Origin of the sequence: Atopomonas hussainii, assembly GCF_900109735.1 — a bacterium.
Classification (GTDB): domain Bacteria; phylum Pseudomonadota; class Gammaproteobacteria; order Pseudomonadales; family Pseudomonadaceae; genus Atopomonas; species Atopomonas hussainii.
Genome location: NZ_FOAS01000002.1, coordinates 153,430 through 166,343, shown reverse-complemented (window position 1 = coordinate 166,343; position 12,914 = coordinate 153,430). Strand labels below are relative to the sequence as shown.

The 12,914-nt window shown below is 58.9% G+C and carries 12 protein-coding genes; 6 read left to right on the top strand and 6 right to left on the bottom strand.

From position 1 onward, the window contains the following. Positions 1–3 precede the first annotated feature (3 nt). A complete protein-coding gene (locus tag BMX80_RS02455; RefSeq protein ID WP_074864702.1) occupies positions 4–1,191 on the bottom strand; it encodes a CaiB/BaiF CoA transferase family protein in 1,188 nt (395 codons plus the stop codon). Then, positions 1,188–2,861 carry an AMP-binding protein gene (locus BMX80_RS02450; protein ID WP_074864699.1) on the bottom strand — a complete coding sequence of 558 codons (1,674 nt, stop codon included), beginning with the start codon at positions 2,859–2,861 and terminating at the stop codon, positions 1,188–1,190. Before BMX80_RS02450 ends, BMX80_RS02455 begins: the two co-directional genes overlap by 4 nt. Positions 2,862–3,046: 185 nt before the next feature. Between BMX80_RS02450 and BMX80_RS02445 the strand changes: the two genes are divergently transcribed. Together BMX80_RS02445 and BMX80_RS02440 are read left to right on the top strand one after the other, a co-directional pair. Continuing rightward, positions 3,047–4,045 carry an AraC family transcriptional regulator gene (locus tag BMX80_RS02445; protein WP_074864697.1) on the top strand — a complete coding sequence of 333 codons (999 nt, stop codon included), beginning with the start codon at positions 3,047–3,049 and terminating at the stop codon, positions 4,043–4,045. Next, positions 4,045–5,190 carry a glycerate kinase gene (locus BMX80_RS02440; RefSeq protein ID WP_074864694.1) on the top strand — a complete coding sequence of 382 codons (1,146 nt, stop codon included), beginning with the start codon at positions 4,045–4,047 and terminating at the stop codon, positions 5,188–5,190. Before BMX80_RS02445 ends, BMX80_RS02440 begins: the two co-directional genes overlap by 1 nt. Before the next feature lie 42 nt (positions 5,191–5,232). Here the strand turns inward: BMX80_RS02440 and BMX80_RS02435 are convergent, their stop codons facing one another. After that, a complete protein-coding gene (locus tag BMX80_RS02435) occupies positions 5,233–6,060 on the bottom strand; it encodes a peroxiredoxin family protein (protein ID WP_074864692.1) in 828 nt (275 codons plus the stop codon). A gap of 294 nt (positions 6,061–6,354) precedes the next feature. Here BMX80_RS02435 and BMX80_RS02430 point away from each other — a divergent pair, with 294 nt between their 5' ends. From BMX80_RS02430 to BMX80_RS02415, 4 genes are all read left to right on the top strand, one after another. Continuing rightward, entirely contained in the window at positions 6,355–7,944 is a 1,590-nt protein-coding gene (locus BMX80_RS02430) for a GMC family oxidoreductase (RefSeq protein ID WP_074864689.1), read from the top strand. Between the two features lie 215 nt (positions 7,945–8,159). Further along, positions 8,160–8,924 carry a flagellar motor protein PomA gene (pomA, locus tag BMX80_RS02425; protein ID WP_071872117.1) on the top strand — a complete coding sequence of 255 codons (765 nt, stop codon included), beginning with the start codon at positions 8,160–8,162 and terminating at the stop codon, positions 8,922–8,924. Positions 8,925–8,933: 9 nt separating this feature from the next. Further along, positions 8,934–9,815, top strand: a complete 882-nt coding sequence (locus BMX80_RS02420; RefSeq protein ID WP_074864686.1) for a MotB family protein — start codon at positions 8,934–8,936, stop codon at positions 9,813–9,815. Positions 9,816–9,832: 17 nt separating this feature from the next. Continuing rightward, positions 9,833–10,231 (top strand): anti-virulence regulator CigR family protein, encoded by a 399-nt coding sequence (locus BMX80_RS02415; RefSeq protein ID WP_074864683.1) that lies wholly within the window; start codon positions 9,833–9,835, stop codon positions 10,229–10,231. Between the two features lie 16 nt (positions 10,232–10,247). Here BMX80_RS02415 and BMX80_RS02410 read toward each other — a convergent pair whose 3' ends face one another. The 3 genes from BMX80_RS02410 to BMX80_RS02400 all read right to left on the bottom strand — a co-directional run bounded on the left by BMX80_RS02410 (position 10,248) and on the right by BMX80_RS02400 (position 12,909). Then, positions 10,248–10,859 carry a hypothetical protein gene (locus BMX80_RS02410; RefSeq protein WP_071872157.1) on the bottom strand — a complete coding sequence of 204 codons (612 nt, stop codon included), beginning with the start codon at positions 10,857–10,859 and terminating at the stop codon, positions 10,248–10,250. A 142-nt stretch (positions 10,860–11,001) separates the two neighbouring features. Further along, the gene (locus BMX80_RS02405) at positions 11,002–11,601 is read right to left on the bottom strand and encodes an FMN-dependent NADH-azoreductase (RefSeq protein WP_074864681.1); all 600 of its coding nucleotides are present in this window, start codon (positions 11,599–11,601) and stop codon (positions 11,002–11,004) included. A 168-nt stretch (positions 11,602–11,769) separates the two neighbouring features. Then, positions 11,770–12,909 carry a sodium ion-translocating decarboxylase subunit beta gene (locus BMX80_RS02400; RefSeq protein ID WP_074864678.1) on the bottom strand — a complete coding sequence of 380 codons (1,140 nt, stop codon included), beginning with the start codon at positions 12,907–12,909 and terminating at the stop codon, positions 11,770–11,772. Positions 12,910–12,914 lie beyond the last annotated feature (5 nt).

The window sequence follows — 12,914 nt, the reverse complement described above, 5'->3', positions numbered from 1 at the left end:
GCGTTAGGCGAGTACCTTGTCGGCACGCAGCTGGGCAATCTGCACCTCTGTTAAGCCCAGCTCAGCAAGCACCTCAGCGCCATGCGCACCTAAAGCAGCACCAGCAAAACGCGCTGCGGGCAAGGGCTCGGCAAAGCGAATCGGGCAGGCTAGCTGTGTTTGCACCTCGCTACTGCCGGCCTTGAGCGGCACCGACTGGGTCAGCTCGCGGGCTTTCAGTTGCGGATGTTTGCAAGCCTCGGCAAAGCTCAGCACCGGTTCAACGCAAGCGTCCAACGGCGCAAACACCTGCTGCCAGTGACTGCCGTCATGCTCGGCAAACGCTTCGGCAATCGCGGCTTTCAGCGCTTGTTGCACCTCAGGGCGCTGATCCAGTCCTTGCTTGGCCAGCTCTGGCTTACCCAGTGCAGCGCACAGTTGCTGCATAAATTGTGGCTCTAAACTGCCCACCGCAAACCATTGGCCATCGCGGGCTTGGTAATAGTCATAGAAGCTGCCGCCATTCAGCGCATGGCCTTCGCGCTCAGGCTCTTGGCCTGCGGCCAAATAACCGGCGGCGCTCATGGCATTCAGGCTGAAGGCGCAGTCGGTCATGCTGATGTCGATAAAGTCGCCCTGCCCGCTGGCTTGGCGCTTAACCACCGCGGCCAGAATGCCGATCACCCCGTGCAGCGAGCCACCGGCCACATCCGCCACTTGTAGGCCCAGCGGCAGTGGGCCGCTGTCTTTTCGGCCGGTGTAGGCACTGCTGCCCGAGAGGGCTAAGTAGTTAATGTCATGCCCGGCGCGATCTTTATACGGCCCGGTTTGCCCGTAGCCGGTAATCGCGCAGTAAATTAGCTGCGGGTTGACCGCTTTTAGTGCCGCATAGCCGATGCCGAGCTTATCCATTACCCCGGGGCGGAACTGATCGAGCACGATGTCGTACTCAGCCACCAACTGCTTAACCACCTCGATGGCCGCCGGCTTTTTTAAGTCCAGCGCCAGCGAGCGCTTATTGCGGTTGAGATAAGCATGGCTGGCCGAAGTACCGCGATCGTGCGGTGGTAGCACGCGGAGCAAATCCATCCGCGTGGGCGATTCGATGCGCAGCACCTCAGCGCCCATATCCGCCAGCAACATCGAGGCAAACGGCCCCGGCAACAAGGTGGAAAAATCCAATACTTTTAACCCTGCAAGCGGCGCACTCATGCCGGCTCTCCGATCTTTTGTGTGTGTTGCGCTTGCCAGAGTACCGGCTGCTCGGGCTTAAGCGCAGCGAGCGATTCGGCAAACAGGCTTTCTAAATGATTACGGCGAATCTTTAACGTCGGCGTCATGCAGCCGTTATCAATCGTCCACGGCTGGCTGACCACATAGGCAAAGCGCACCCGCTCGTGGGCCAATAGCTGACGATTGACGTGGCCTAGGTGTTCGCTTAGGCGCTGTTCAATCTCGGCCTGCGCCAGCTCGCCAGTGGCTGGCGCCAGCTCCAACAAGGCCACCGGTTGATCCATGCCGCTACCGAGCAAACAGACTTGCTCAATGAGCTCTGACGCAGCCAGCAAGCCTTCAATCGGCGCTGGGGCTACATACTTGCCTTTGCTGGTTTTGAAGATGTCTTTCACCCGACCAGTAATGGTTAGGTAGCCGTCGCTATCCAGCTCGCCTTTATCGCCGGTGTGCAGCCAGCCGTCTATCAAGGTTTCGGCGGTCTTTTCTGGCTCTAGGTAATAGCCCTGCATCAAGGCGCGGCTGCGGAACAGAATTTCGCCAGTCTCGCTGATACGCACTTCGTTATTCGGCATGGCCTTGCCCACGGTGCCATGGCGAATCTGCCCCGGCAGGTTAAAGCAGCCATAGGCCATGTTTTCGCTCATGCCATAGCCTTCGTTGAGGTGCAGGCCTAAGCGCGCGTACCACGTAAGCAAGCTGCGCGAGATCGGCGCGGCACCGGTGATCATGATGCGCGCCGCATTAAGCCCCAGCGCTTGGCGAATTTTGCGTGCTACCAGTCGATTAATCAGCGGCAGCTTGAGCAGTTTATCCAGCTTGGCGGCAGGCATTTTCTCCAGCACGCCTTGCTGAAAGCGCGTCCACAAACGCGGTACAGAGAAGAACACCGTCGGCTGCACATCGCGCAGGTCATCGGCAAAGGTCTCCAGCGACTCGGCAAAGCTCACCGGGGCGCCGCTAAACAGGCTGGCCATTTCCACCATAAAACGCTCGGCCACATGGCTTAGCGGCAAATAAGAGAAGAAGCGATCGTCTTCGTTAATCTGCATATGCGCCACCGCCTGCGCAGCGGCAAAGGCCATAGTGCGCGGGCTGTGCATCACGCCTTTGGGGTTACCTGTGGTGCCTGAGGTATACACAATCGTCGCCAGTTCTTCCGCGCTTTGCTGGTGTAGCTGCGCCAACGGCAGAGCTGCGTACTTGGCTTGCAAAGTGGCCCAATCATGCTGGCTAGGCAGATCACACAGCGGCATGGCGATGCGGATCACCTGTTCGGGCACGGCACTGTTTAAATCCGGCAGGTCATCCAAGCGACCAATAATCAGCACCTTGGTCTTGGAGTGCTCCAGCACATAACGCAAGCCGGTGGCCGACTGCGCCGGGTACAGCGGCACGCTGACCAAGCCAGCCATCATGATGGCCAAATCGCTGATAAACCACTCGGCGCAGTTCTTACCCCAAATCGCCACGCGGTCGCCGGGTGCGCAGCCCATTGCCTGTAAGGCTGCGGCTAGGCGGCGGGCTTGCTCATCGACATCTTGCCAGCGCAGGTTCAGCAGCTGCCCGGCGCGCGGCTGACGCAACCAAACACGCTCGGGGTGTTGTTCGACTTGCTGGCGAAACTTCGCCAAGGGTAAGGTTTCCATCCGCGGCCTGCCTTCACATGCATTGTTGTTATGGGCTCACGCAAAAAAACGCGCCGGCAGGTCTGCGACTTGCCAGCGCCAAGTCCATCGCGTGAATCAGCATTCAGACTATGAAGCGTAGCCGGTGCGCTCAATGACAGTAGCGCTCAACCCCATTGACCCAATCGGTCAGCAAGGACTCCCGCATGCCCGAAGCCAGCGTGCCGTTACATTTTGTGCGTGCCGCCCTGCGCGGTGCCGAACGCCACGGCCACGACACCCACGCGCTGCTGCTGCGCGCCGGCATTCGCCCGGCGCTGTTAAACGACCCGCGCACACGCATTGCCCCTGCGCCGTACACCCGGCTAATTCAACTGCTGTGGGAAGAACTCGACGACGAATACATGGGCTTTGGCAACAGCCGCAGCCGGCGTGGCACCTTTGCCATGATGTGCTTGGCGATTATTCACTGCCGCACCCTAGAACGCGCTTTGCAGCGTGGCAGCCGGTTTTATCAGCTGTTTCCCGAGGCACCGCACATCAGCCTAGAGCTGCACGGCGACATGGCGCACCTGCGCTATAACGATGCCGGGCGCTTCGACCCCGACCATTTTCTCTGTGAGTCGTTGCTGGTGATCTGGCATCGCCTAGGCAGCTGGCTTATCGGCCAACGCATTCAGCTGGCAGCCGCCAACTTCGCCTATCCGCGCCCTGGGCATGGCGACGAGTACCGTTTGTTATTCCCCTGTCCGCAAACCTTTGACAGCGCCGCCACCGAGCTGATTTTTCAGCGCCGCTATCTGGACATGCCACTGTTGCAAGACGAGCGCACGCTGAAAGAATTCCTCAAGCACTCGCCAGCTGACTTGCTCTCGCGCCCCGATGACGGCAGCAGCTTGCTGGGGCAAATCCGCCGTTTGCTGGGCCGCGATTGCCGCCACTGGCCAGACCTTGAACAAACCGCCGAACAGCTGCACATGAGCCCGCAAACCCTGCGCCGCCATCTGCGCGAAGAAGGTGCCAGCTTTCAAGAAATCAAAGACCAGCTGCGCCGCGATTTAGCCATTTACCTGCTCGAACGCGACGAACTAAGCCTGCAAGCGATTAGCGAGCAGCTGGGCTTCTCGGAGCCCTCGGCGTTTCACCGCGCGTTTAAAAAATGGACCGGGCAAACCCCCGGCGCTTACCGGCAGAGCGAGCACTGATGCGCATCCTGATCGCCTGCGATGCGTTTAAAGACAGTTTAAGCGCCGAGGCCGCCAACCAAGCCATCGCCCTAGGCTGGCAACGCGCCAGACCCCACGATGAGCTGGTACTGCTACCGATGGCCGACGGCGGTGAAGGCAGCCTTGCGGTGTTGTTAAGCGACGGTCAAGGCCAAGCTCAGCATTGCACAGTCGAAGGCCCACTGGGCCAACCGCGACAAGCGCAGTGGGGCCTGTGGCCCGACGGCCTCGCGGTGATCGAACTGGCCGAAGCCAGCGGCATTCAGCATATAGCGTCTAACGAGCGCAACGCGTTAACCAGCAGCAGCTTTGGCACGGGGCAGCTGATCAACGCCGCGCTGCAAGCGAGTGCCCGCGCTTTGCTGATCACCTTAGGAGGCAGCGCCTGTAACGATGGCGGCGCGGGTATTTTGCAAGCCCTCGGCGCACGTTTGCTGAATAAGCACGGGCAACCACTAAAACGCGGCGGCGCGGCGCTCACTCAATTAGCCACGCTTGATCTAACGCCTTTACCTGCGGCGCTGAAAACAATCCCCATCGCCATTGCCTGCGATGTAGATAACCCACTGTGCGGCCCGCACGGTGCCAGCGCGGTGTTCGGCCCACAAAAAGGCGCCAGCCCTGCCGAAGTGGCCGAGCTAGACAGTGCACTCAATCACTTTGCCGATGTACTCGCCCAAGCTTGTGGCCGCGATCTGCGCACGCAGCCCGGTGCCGGCGCCGCGGGCGGCGCGGCGTTTGCCCTGTTATCGATTGCCCCGCAAGCCACCCTGCAAGCGGGCCTCAGCCTCATTGCCGAACGCCGCCAGCTGCCGGAGCAACTTCAACACTGCGACTTACTGATCACCGGCGAAGGCCGCCTCGACGGACAAAGCCTTGGCGGCAAAACGCCCGTCGCCCTCGCTCGTTTAGCCCAGCAGCACGGCATTCCCTGTATTGCCCTGTGCGGCAGCTTAAGCGCCGAGCCTGCGCAGCTGGCCGCGCAAGGCATTACGGCGGCGTTTAGCCTGTGCCATGCGCCGATGGACTTAGCCACGGCCATCGCTAACGGCGCGGCACTGTTAAGCCAGCAGGCAGAAAACGTGGCGCGGCTGTTGACCCTGCGCGAAACACTGTCGCCCTAATCTGCGCTGCTCCCAAGCATCTTGGAAACGCTGATGGCTGATTTAAGCCAAAGCCAGCTGATCCACCACCTGCAAAAACACCTCCGGCTCGGGGCGCACACGGTAGTTATCGGTCAAATCCACATAACGCACGATGCCCTCGGCATCGCTGATGATCACCGTGGGCAGCACGGTATCGCTGTCGTAACCCAAGGCCTCTAGGCCAGCGGGCGTGCCATCTTCGGCAAACAGTCCTAACTGCTTAGCCATGGCGCCATTGGTATCGACCAAAAAATCCATCGGCGCTTCGAAGCGCGCTGCCAACTGCGCGGTATGTGCTTGGCTTTGCGGGCTGATCAAGCGCACTTTCACGCCGCGCTGATCCAGCGCCCGGTAATGCGCAGCCACTTCTTTAATCTGCGCCATGCACAGCGGGCACCAGTTGCCGCGAAAGAACAACAGCAAACTAATCTCGCCCTGCCAATCCAAGCTGGATACCGGCTCGCCTTGGGCATTGTGAAAGGCCAACGCCGGCAACGGCTGACCAACCACCACACCAGCCTCGGGGCGCTCAAGGCGTGAATACCAAAACACATAAATGGCCCAGCCGAGCAGCGCCAACCCACTCACCGCAAGAGGCTGCCACGCGGGCAACGCCAACGCGCTGCCCAACAAACCTGTGCCAATCGCCAACCAATAACCGGGCAACAAGGCCGAGGTACGCGCCGCTGGCTGTAAAAACAAGCGCAGAAAAAACGCCAACCCTGCGGCACAAGCCACACAGGCAGCGAGCCACGCCAACCCACCCTGCTGATAAAACTGCCAGCCGGCATAGGCCAACAACAGCGGCAAGAGGCTTAAATAGGTTGAGATATACAGTCGCTTGAGCATGCTTTCCCCTTCTGTGCACGAGCCCTGCGGCCGCCTAAGCAAACCAGCAACCACAGTTCAGCGGCACGACAGCAAAGTACCGCTAACCACGGCACAGGTTGATGATGGATTGGGCGATTGTCGTGCATGCCCTGCGGCATAACGGCCAATCCAAAGCACAGACTGCGCACCCACTGGCGTTTAAACGCACAGCTTGACGTTTTGTTACACACAGCGCGCTTGCCTTATGGCAAAAAAGCACTCACGGTTAAGCGCGAAAAGTGACTTGCCCAACATAACAACAAGGAGGCATGCATGGAGTTCGACTACATCATCGTTGGCGGTGGCTCGGCCGGTTGTGCCCTCGCCGCGCGACTGAGTGAAAACGCCAGTAACAACGTTCTGCTGCTCGAAGCCGGCAAAGCCGACAAGTCACCGCTGATTCACTGGCCGATTGGCGTGGTCGCCATGCTGCCCCGGCCGCTCTACAACTGGGCCTATGAAACCGTACCGCAACCGGGCCTAAATGGCCGCCGTGGCTATCAACCGCGTGGCAAAGCGTTAGGCGGCAGTAGTTCGCTGAATGCGATGATTTATATCCGTGGCCACCAAAGCGATTACGACGACTGGGCCGCGGCCGGCAACCCTGGCTGGGGCTGGCAAGACGTATTGCCATACTTCTTAAAGTCAGAGAACAACGAGCGCGGCGCCAATGAATGGCACGGCGACGCGGGCCCGCTCTCGGTGTGTGACGGTCGCTCGGGGCTTGCCGCCTCGGACCGCTTTGTCGAGGCCGGCGTGCAAGCCGGTTACAAGTTCAACCCCGACTTTAACGGCGCCGATCAAGAAGGCGTTGGCCTGTATCAGCTCACGCAAAAGAACGGCCGCCGCTGGAGCGCCGCCCGCGCATACTTAGGCCCCGCCGAAGCAGAAAAGCGCAGCAACCTAAAGGTCATGCCAGAAAGCCACGCACTGCGCTTACTGCTCGACGGCAAAACCTGCACTGGTATTGAAGTGCTGCAACGCGGCCAGCCGGTCACCCTTAAGGCGCGCAAAGAAGTCATCTTAAGTGCCGGTGCGTTTGGCTCGCCGCAACTGCTGATGCTCTCAGGCATTGGTGATGCCGAAGAGCTAGGTCGCCACCAAATTGCCGTGCAGCACGAGCTGCCGGGCGTCGGCAAAGGCCTGCAAGACCACATCGACTACATCTTGGGCTACCAATGCCCGCGCAAGGACGTGTTCGGCATCACCGCCGGCAGCGCGCTGAAAGTCGCCAGCGAAGCGCCGAAGTTCTTTGCCGGTGGTCGCGGCATGATGAGCTCCAACTTTGCCGAGGCCGGCGGCTTCTTACGCTCGGACAAACGCTTAAAGCGCCCGGATTTGCAGCTGCACTTTGGCGCCGCGCTGGTGGAAGATCACGCCCGCACCCTGTACCACGACTACGGCATCGCCTGTCACGTATGCGTGTTGCGCCCTAAAAGCAGCGGCTCGCTACGCTTAGCCTCGGCCAACCCGCTGGATGCCCCGCTGATCGACCCCGGCTTTTTAAATGAAGAAGCCGACCTTGAGCTGCTGCTTAAAGGCACCCGCATGACCCAAGAGATCATGGAGCAATCGGCGCTGCGCGATTACCGTGGCCGCTCACTGCACAAAGAGGCCTATCTCAGCGACGAGCAACTGCGTCGACTGATTCGCCAGCGCGCCGACACTGTGTATCACCCCGTTAGCACCTGCCGCATGGGTAAAGATGAGCTGGCGGTGGTCGACCACACCTTACGTGTCAAAGGCCTAGAGAACCTGCGCGTGGTGGATGCTTCAGTCATGCCCACCTTGATTGGCGGCAACACCAACGCCCCGTCGATCATGATTGGCGAAAAAGCCGCCGACTTGATCAACAACGCTTAATCCCTCGGCAGGCTGTGTGGCCCTCACGGGCCACAATTTCTTCATGCAAAGCCGCACGCACACTTCTATCCTTTAAAGAAATCGGCATCACGACCGACACAAGCACGGCCTGCGCTAAGGTCACAGTGCACAGTCGCCGCTGAGCCTTTACACTGCGCTCAGTCGGGCGTTGGTCGCCTTAGTGGATCAGCCCTTTTTCGCGTTAAGGAGTACAAGTGGATCTCGCAACCTTAGTAGGCCTGATAGGCGCCTTGGGGATCATTCTGGCCGCCATTTTCTTAGGCGGTGACCCCAACTCATTCGTTGACGTGCCCTCCATCCTTATCGTGCTTGTTGGTTCACTCTTTGTGGTGATGGCCAAATTCAGCCTCGGGCAATTCTTGGGCGCGGTAAAAGTGGCTGCGCGGGCCTTCTCGTTCAAGCTCCCGAGCACCGAAGACACCATCACTGAGCTGGTTGAAATTGCCGGTATTGCGCGCAAAGAAGGCGTGCTGGCACTGGAATCTCGCGAGTTCAGCTCGCCCTTCTTAAAGAAAGGCATGCAACTGTTGATCGACGGTCAAAGCGCCGAAACCGTGCAAGAGCTGCTCAACAAAGAGCGCGTACTGACCATTGGCGAAAACAAACTGGGGGCGAAAATCTTCCGCGCCTTGGGCGACGTAGCCCCAGCCATGGGCATGATCGGTACGCTAGTGGGCTTGGTGCAGATGCTGGCCAACATGTCCGACCCTGCGGCGATTGGCCCGGCCATGGCAGTAGCGCTGCTCACTACTCTTTACGGCGCCATGGTCGCCAATATGTTCGCCCTGCCCATCGCCGACAAACTCGACCTACGCGCCGGTGACGAAGCACAAAACCAAGCGCTGCTGATCGACGCCATTATGTCGATTCAAGAAGGCCGCAACCCCCGCATCATTGAGCAAATGCTGCGTGCCTACCTACCGACCGCCAAGCGCGACCTACCCGCCGCAGAAGGTTAAGGAGCCACCATGGACGAGCCGCAAGACGATCCACCAGCAGGCGCCCCCCTGTGGCTGGCCACCTTTGCCGACTTAATGTCGCTGCTGATGTGCTTCTTCGTACTGCTGTTGTCATTTGCCGAGATTGACGCGAAAAAGTTCAAGCAAATTGCCGGCTCTTTGCAAGTCGCCTTCGGTGTGCAGCGCGATGTGTACGCCATGGACGTGCCGATGGGTACCAGCGCTATTTTCGATAAGTTTTCCCCCGGTAAGCCCGAAGAAACTCCGCTGGAAATCGTCCGCCAAGTGACTAGCCAAGAAACGCCCAACTTGGAAACCAACACCAGCCAAATACTCAAAGAAAAAGAACAACAAGAAACCGAAGAAATCACCAAGCAGATCGAGCAGCTGACCGCCAGCTTGAAAGAAGAAGTCGCCCAAGGGCGCATCTCCATCGAGCAAGAGCCCAAGCGCATCATTGTGCGTGTGGAAGAAAAAGGCTCGTTCCAGTCTGGCTCGGCCTACGTGACCGACGCCTTCTTCGACATGCTGCTGCGCATGGCCGATGTGCTGGCCGATATCGAAGGCACCATCACCATCGAAGGGCATTCCGACAACATCCCGATCAGCACTGCGATGTTTCAGTCCAACTGGGACTTATCCGCCTCACGGGCCGCCGCCGTGGCCAACGTGTTGCTGTCTAGCGAAAAGCTAGACCCGTTACAGTTTCGTGTCTCCGGCTTCGCCGACACTAAACCTCGCGTGGATAACGACACAGCAGAGAACCGGGCACTTAACCGCCGCGTCGAAATCATCATCGACAAGAGCAACGGCGAAGGCCACGATGAAAGCAAACAAGCCTTGGGCGATGCGATTCCGGATGATTTCCGCGACAGCATCGACATGAACTAACCGTGTTGAGGTTTTCTATGCTGCGCACACTGTCACTATTTGCTATCAGCCTATGTGTGGCGTTTAACGCCCACGCTGGCAACCACAAAGACAAACATCAAGGCCAGCATGGCAAGCAGGAAGCAGCGGCGCACCATCAAGACGCGCCGCTGATTAACAGCGAAGAGATTCGCCGCATTCTGCTCGGCCAACGTGAGGCCATCGGCCCCGTGAAAGCACTGCCGCCGGGTATGCAAAAGCGCCTTGCCAAAGGTAAGCCGCTGCCGCCGGGCATTGCTAAGCGCTTCTCGCCCAACGTGCTCAGCCAACTACCCCGCTATCCCGGTTATGACTGGGAAATAGCAGGCACCGACGTGGTACTGGTAGAAACCGCCACCCGCGTGATTGCCGATGTGTTGTATGGGGTGCTGCAGTAATCAGGGAAATGCTGGCTTAGCTGTGGTGCTGAAACAAGGCAATCAGATGATCCGCAATGGCGCGACGCAGCATTTGTCGGCTCAGTGCTGATAAATGCTCAAGCCGATCTAAGCGCACACGGTGCAGATGCAGCGAAGGCAAGCGCGATTCGTACTCGCGCAAGTCGCCTTTCACCAGCACCGGCAAAAAGGTATCCCCCGCCGCTTTATAACGCTGCACTAAATCTTTTAGCCCCTCGCGAAAAGGCAGCTCTTTTGAGCCGGCAAGGCGGTTTAAACCCGGTATTTTCAAGTACAGCCCAGCATGGCCCATGGTTTCGCCGGGCATGATATGGATGCCGGTTTCTTCTACCGCGCAGGCGGGAATATCGTGGAAGGTGTCATGCCAGTTGCGCTCGTCGGGCAAGATGGTCAGCGCACCACGCTCGTCATCCTCGGGCACCACAAAGCTGTAAGCGCTGTAGAGTTTTTCGACAAAGCCCGAATAAATACACAGGCGATTCTCAAAGCGGCGCAGAAAATCGATAGCCTCACGGCGATTGGTGATGCTGTCTAAGTCCCACTCTAAGTGCGACTCTTTTTCTAGGGCATCCCAATCATTAACCAGTGGCTGTGGTGAGGCGGACATAGCGGTAATTCCCAACAACGATGCCAAGCGCATCGCAAAAAACACGCCAAACAAGGCGTAACCGGCTGCCGGGCAGCAGCACGGCGATAGCACCGCGCCAGCCTGCCCGAAAGTGTCACATACAGCCTTTAGCTGGCTACCCTCAAGCCACCCGAGCTAGAGCTTGCTGCGCCTTGTTAAGCCCTTGCGTGGCGCTGTCTTGCCCCATATTTAGGCCTTCAGCGTGAACGAACTGCACGTCATCAATGCCCATAAAGCCGAGCACTTGGCGCAGATAAGCCTCCTGATGATCGCTCGGCAAGCCGGCATGCACGCCGCCGCGGGCAGTAAGCACCACCGCGCGCTTACCGCTGAGCAAGCCTTGCGGGCCTTGCTCGGTGTATTTAAACGTCACGCCAGCGCGCAGCACATGGTCAAACCAGGCCTTTAACGTGCTGGGAATACTGAAGTTGTACATGGGCGCAGCCAGCAGCAAAACATCGGCGGCCAAGAGTTGCTCAATGGCCTGATCGGAACGCAGCACAGCGGCTTGCTGGGCGGCTGTCTGCTCCGCCTTGGGCAACATCCAACCGGCGAGCAAATCGCCATCCAAATGCGGCAAGGGCTGTTTAGCCACGTCGCGCACCACCACCTGGGCGTGCGGCTGCTGTGCCTGCCACTGGGCAATAAAGTCTTGTGTGAGCTGGCGGGAGATGGAGCCCTCATGGCGGGCGCTAGATTCGATGACTAATAACTGCGACATGGCGAGATACCTCGGTCAGTGACTGTGCAGCCACAATACCTAGCGATATATCGATAAAAAAGCACAAAAAAACCATCATTAATATCGACATATCTGATGAATAGCCAGCGCATCGCCCAAAGCAACAAGGCGCCCTAAGGCGCCTTGTACATAACCACCAGCGATTAACTAGCCTGCTGCAAACGTCAGCAGCACACCGGCTGCCACCGCAGAGCCAATCACCCCAGCCACGTTCGGGCCCATGGCATGCATCAACAGGAAGTTCTGCGGGTTGGCCTCAAGGCCTACCTTGTTCGACACCCGCGCTGCCATCGGCACCGCCGACACACCGGCCGAGCCAATCAGCGGGTTAATCGGTGTCTTACTGAACTTGTTCATGATCTTCGCCATGATCACCCCTGCAGCGGTACCACCACAGAAGGCCACCATACCCAGCACCATGATGCCGAGGGTTTTGATCTGCAGGAAGGCTTCTGCCGACAGCTTGGCACCCACGGTTAAACCCAGCGCGATGGTGACAATGTTGATCAGCGCGTTGCGGGCGGTATCCGCCAAGCGCTCAACCACACCGGACTCGCGCAGCAAGTTACCGAAGCAGAACATGCCCACCAGCGGCGCGGCGTCTGGCAGCAACATACCAATCAGCAAGCACAGCACGATGGGGAAGACGATCTTCTCGGTTTGCGACACCGGACGCAGCTGCGTCATCACGATGGCGCGCTCTTCCTTAGTGGTCAGCGCACGCATGATCGGCGGCTGCAACAGCGGCACCAAAGCCATGTAGGAGTAGGCAGCCACAGCAATCGGACCGAGCAAATCAGGCGCCAGCTTCGAGGTCACGAAGATCGACGTTGGGCCGTCGGCCCCGCCGATAATCGCAATCGACGCGGCTTCTTGCAGGCTGAAGTCCATGCCCGGAATACCGGCAGCGGCCAGCGCCAAGGCACCCAGCAAGGTGCCGAAAATACCGAACTGCGCGGCAGCACCAAGCAGCAAGGTTTTCGGGTTGGCCAGCATAGGCCCGAAGTCGGTCATCGCACCGACGCCCATAAAGATCATCAGCGGGAACACAGTGGTCGGCAGGCCAACCTCATACAGCAGGTGTAGCAAGCCCGCGCCTTCCGCCATGTTAGCCACTGGAATGTTGGCCAGAATGCCGCCAAAGCCAATCGGAATCAGCAGCAAGGGCTCGAAGCCCTTTTTAATCGCGAGACAGATCAATCCCGCGCACACGCTGATCATCAAAAACTGGCCAAACTCGAGGTGGTAAATCCCCGTGTTGTGCCAAAGCTGCAACAACTTATCCATGCTGC

Bases quoted from the DNA above. Each gene is read 5' to 3' on its own strand.
- BMX80_RS02430 (WP_074864689.1), top strand. From the start codon at position 6,355: ATGGAGTTCGACTACATCATCGTTGGCGGTGGCTCGGCCGGTTGTGCC.
- BMX80_RS02455 (WP_074864702.1), bottom strand. From the start codon at position 1,191: ATGAGTGCGCCGCTTGCAGGGTTAAAAGTATTGGATTTTTCCACCTTG.
- BMX80_RS02435 (WP_074864692.1), bottom strand. From the start codon at position 6,060: ATGCTCAAGCGACTGTATATCTCAACCTATTTAAGCCTCTTGCCGCTG.
- BMX80_RS02415 (WP_074864683.1), top strand. From the start codon at position 9,833: ATGCTGCGCACACTGTCACTATTTGCTATCAGCCTATGTGTGGCGTTT.
- BMX80_RS02405 (WP_074864681.1), bottom strand. From the start codon at position 11,601: ATGTCGCAGTTATTAGTCATCGAATCTAGCGCCCGCCATGAGGGCTCC.
- BMX80_RS02445 (WP_074864697.1), top strand. From the start codon at position 3,047: ATGCCCGAAGCCAGCGTGCCGTTACATTTTGTGCGTGCCGCCCTGCGC.
- BMX80_RS02420 (WP_074864686.1), top strand. From the start codon at position 8,934: ATGGACGAGCCGCAAGACGATCCACCAGCAGGCGCCCCCCTGTGGCTG.
- BMX80_RS02410 (WP_071872157.1), bottom strand. From the start codon at position 10,859: ATGTCCGCCTCACCACAGCCACTGGTTAATGATTGGGATGCCCTAGAA.
- BMX80_RS02400 (WP_074864678.1), bottom strand. From the start codon at position 12,909: ATGGATAAGTTGTTGCAGCTTTGGCACAACACGGGGATTTACCACCTC.
- BMX80_RS02440 (WP_074864694.1), top strand. From the start codon at position 4,045: ATGCGCATCCTGATCGCCTGCGATGCGTTTAAAGACAGTTTAAGCGCC.
- BMX80_RS02450 (WP_074864699.1), bottom strand. From the start codon at position 2,861: ATGGAAACCTTACCCTTGGCGAAGTTTCGCCAGCAAGTCGAACAACAC.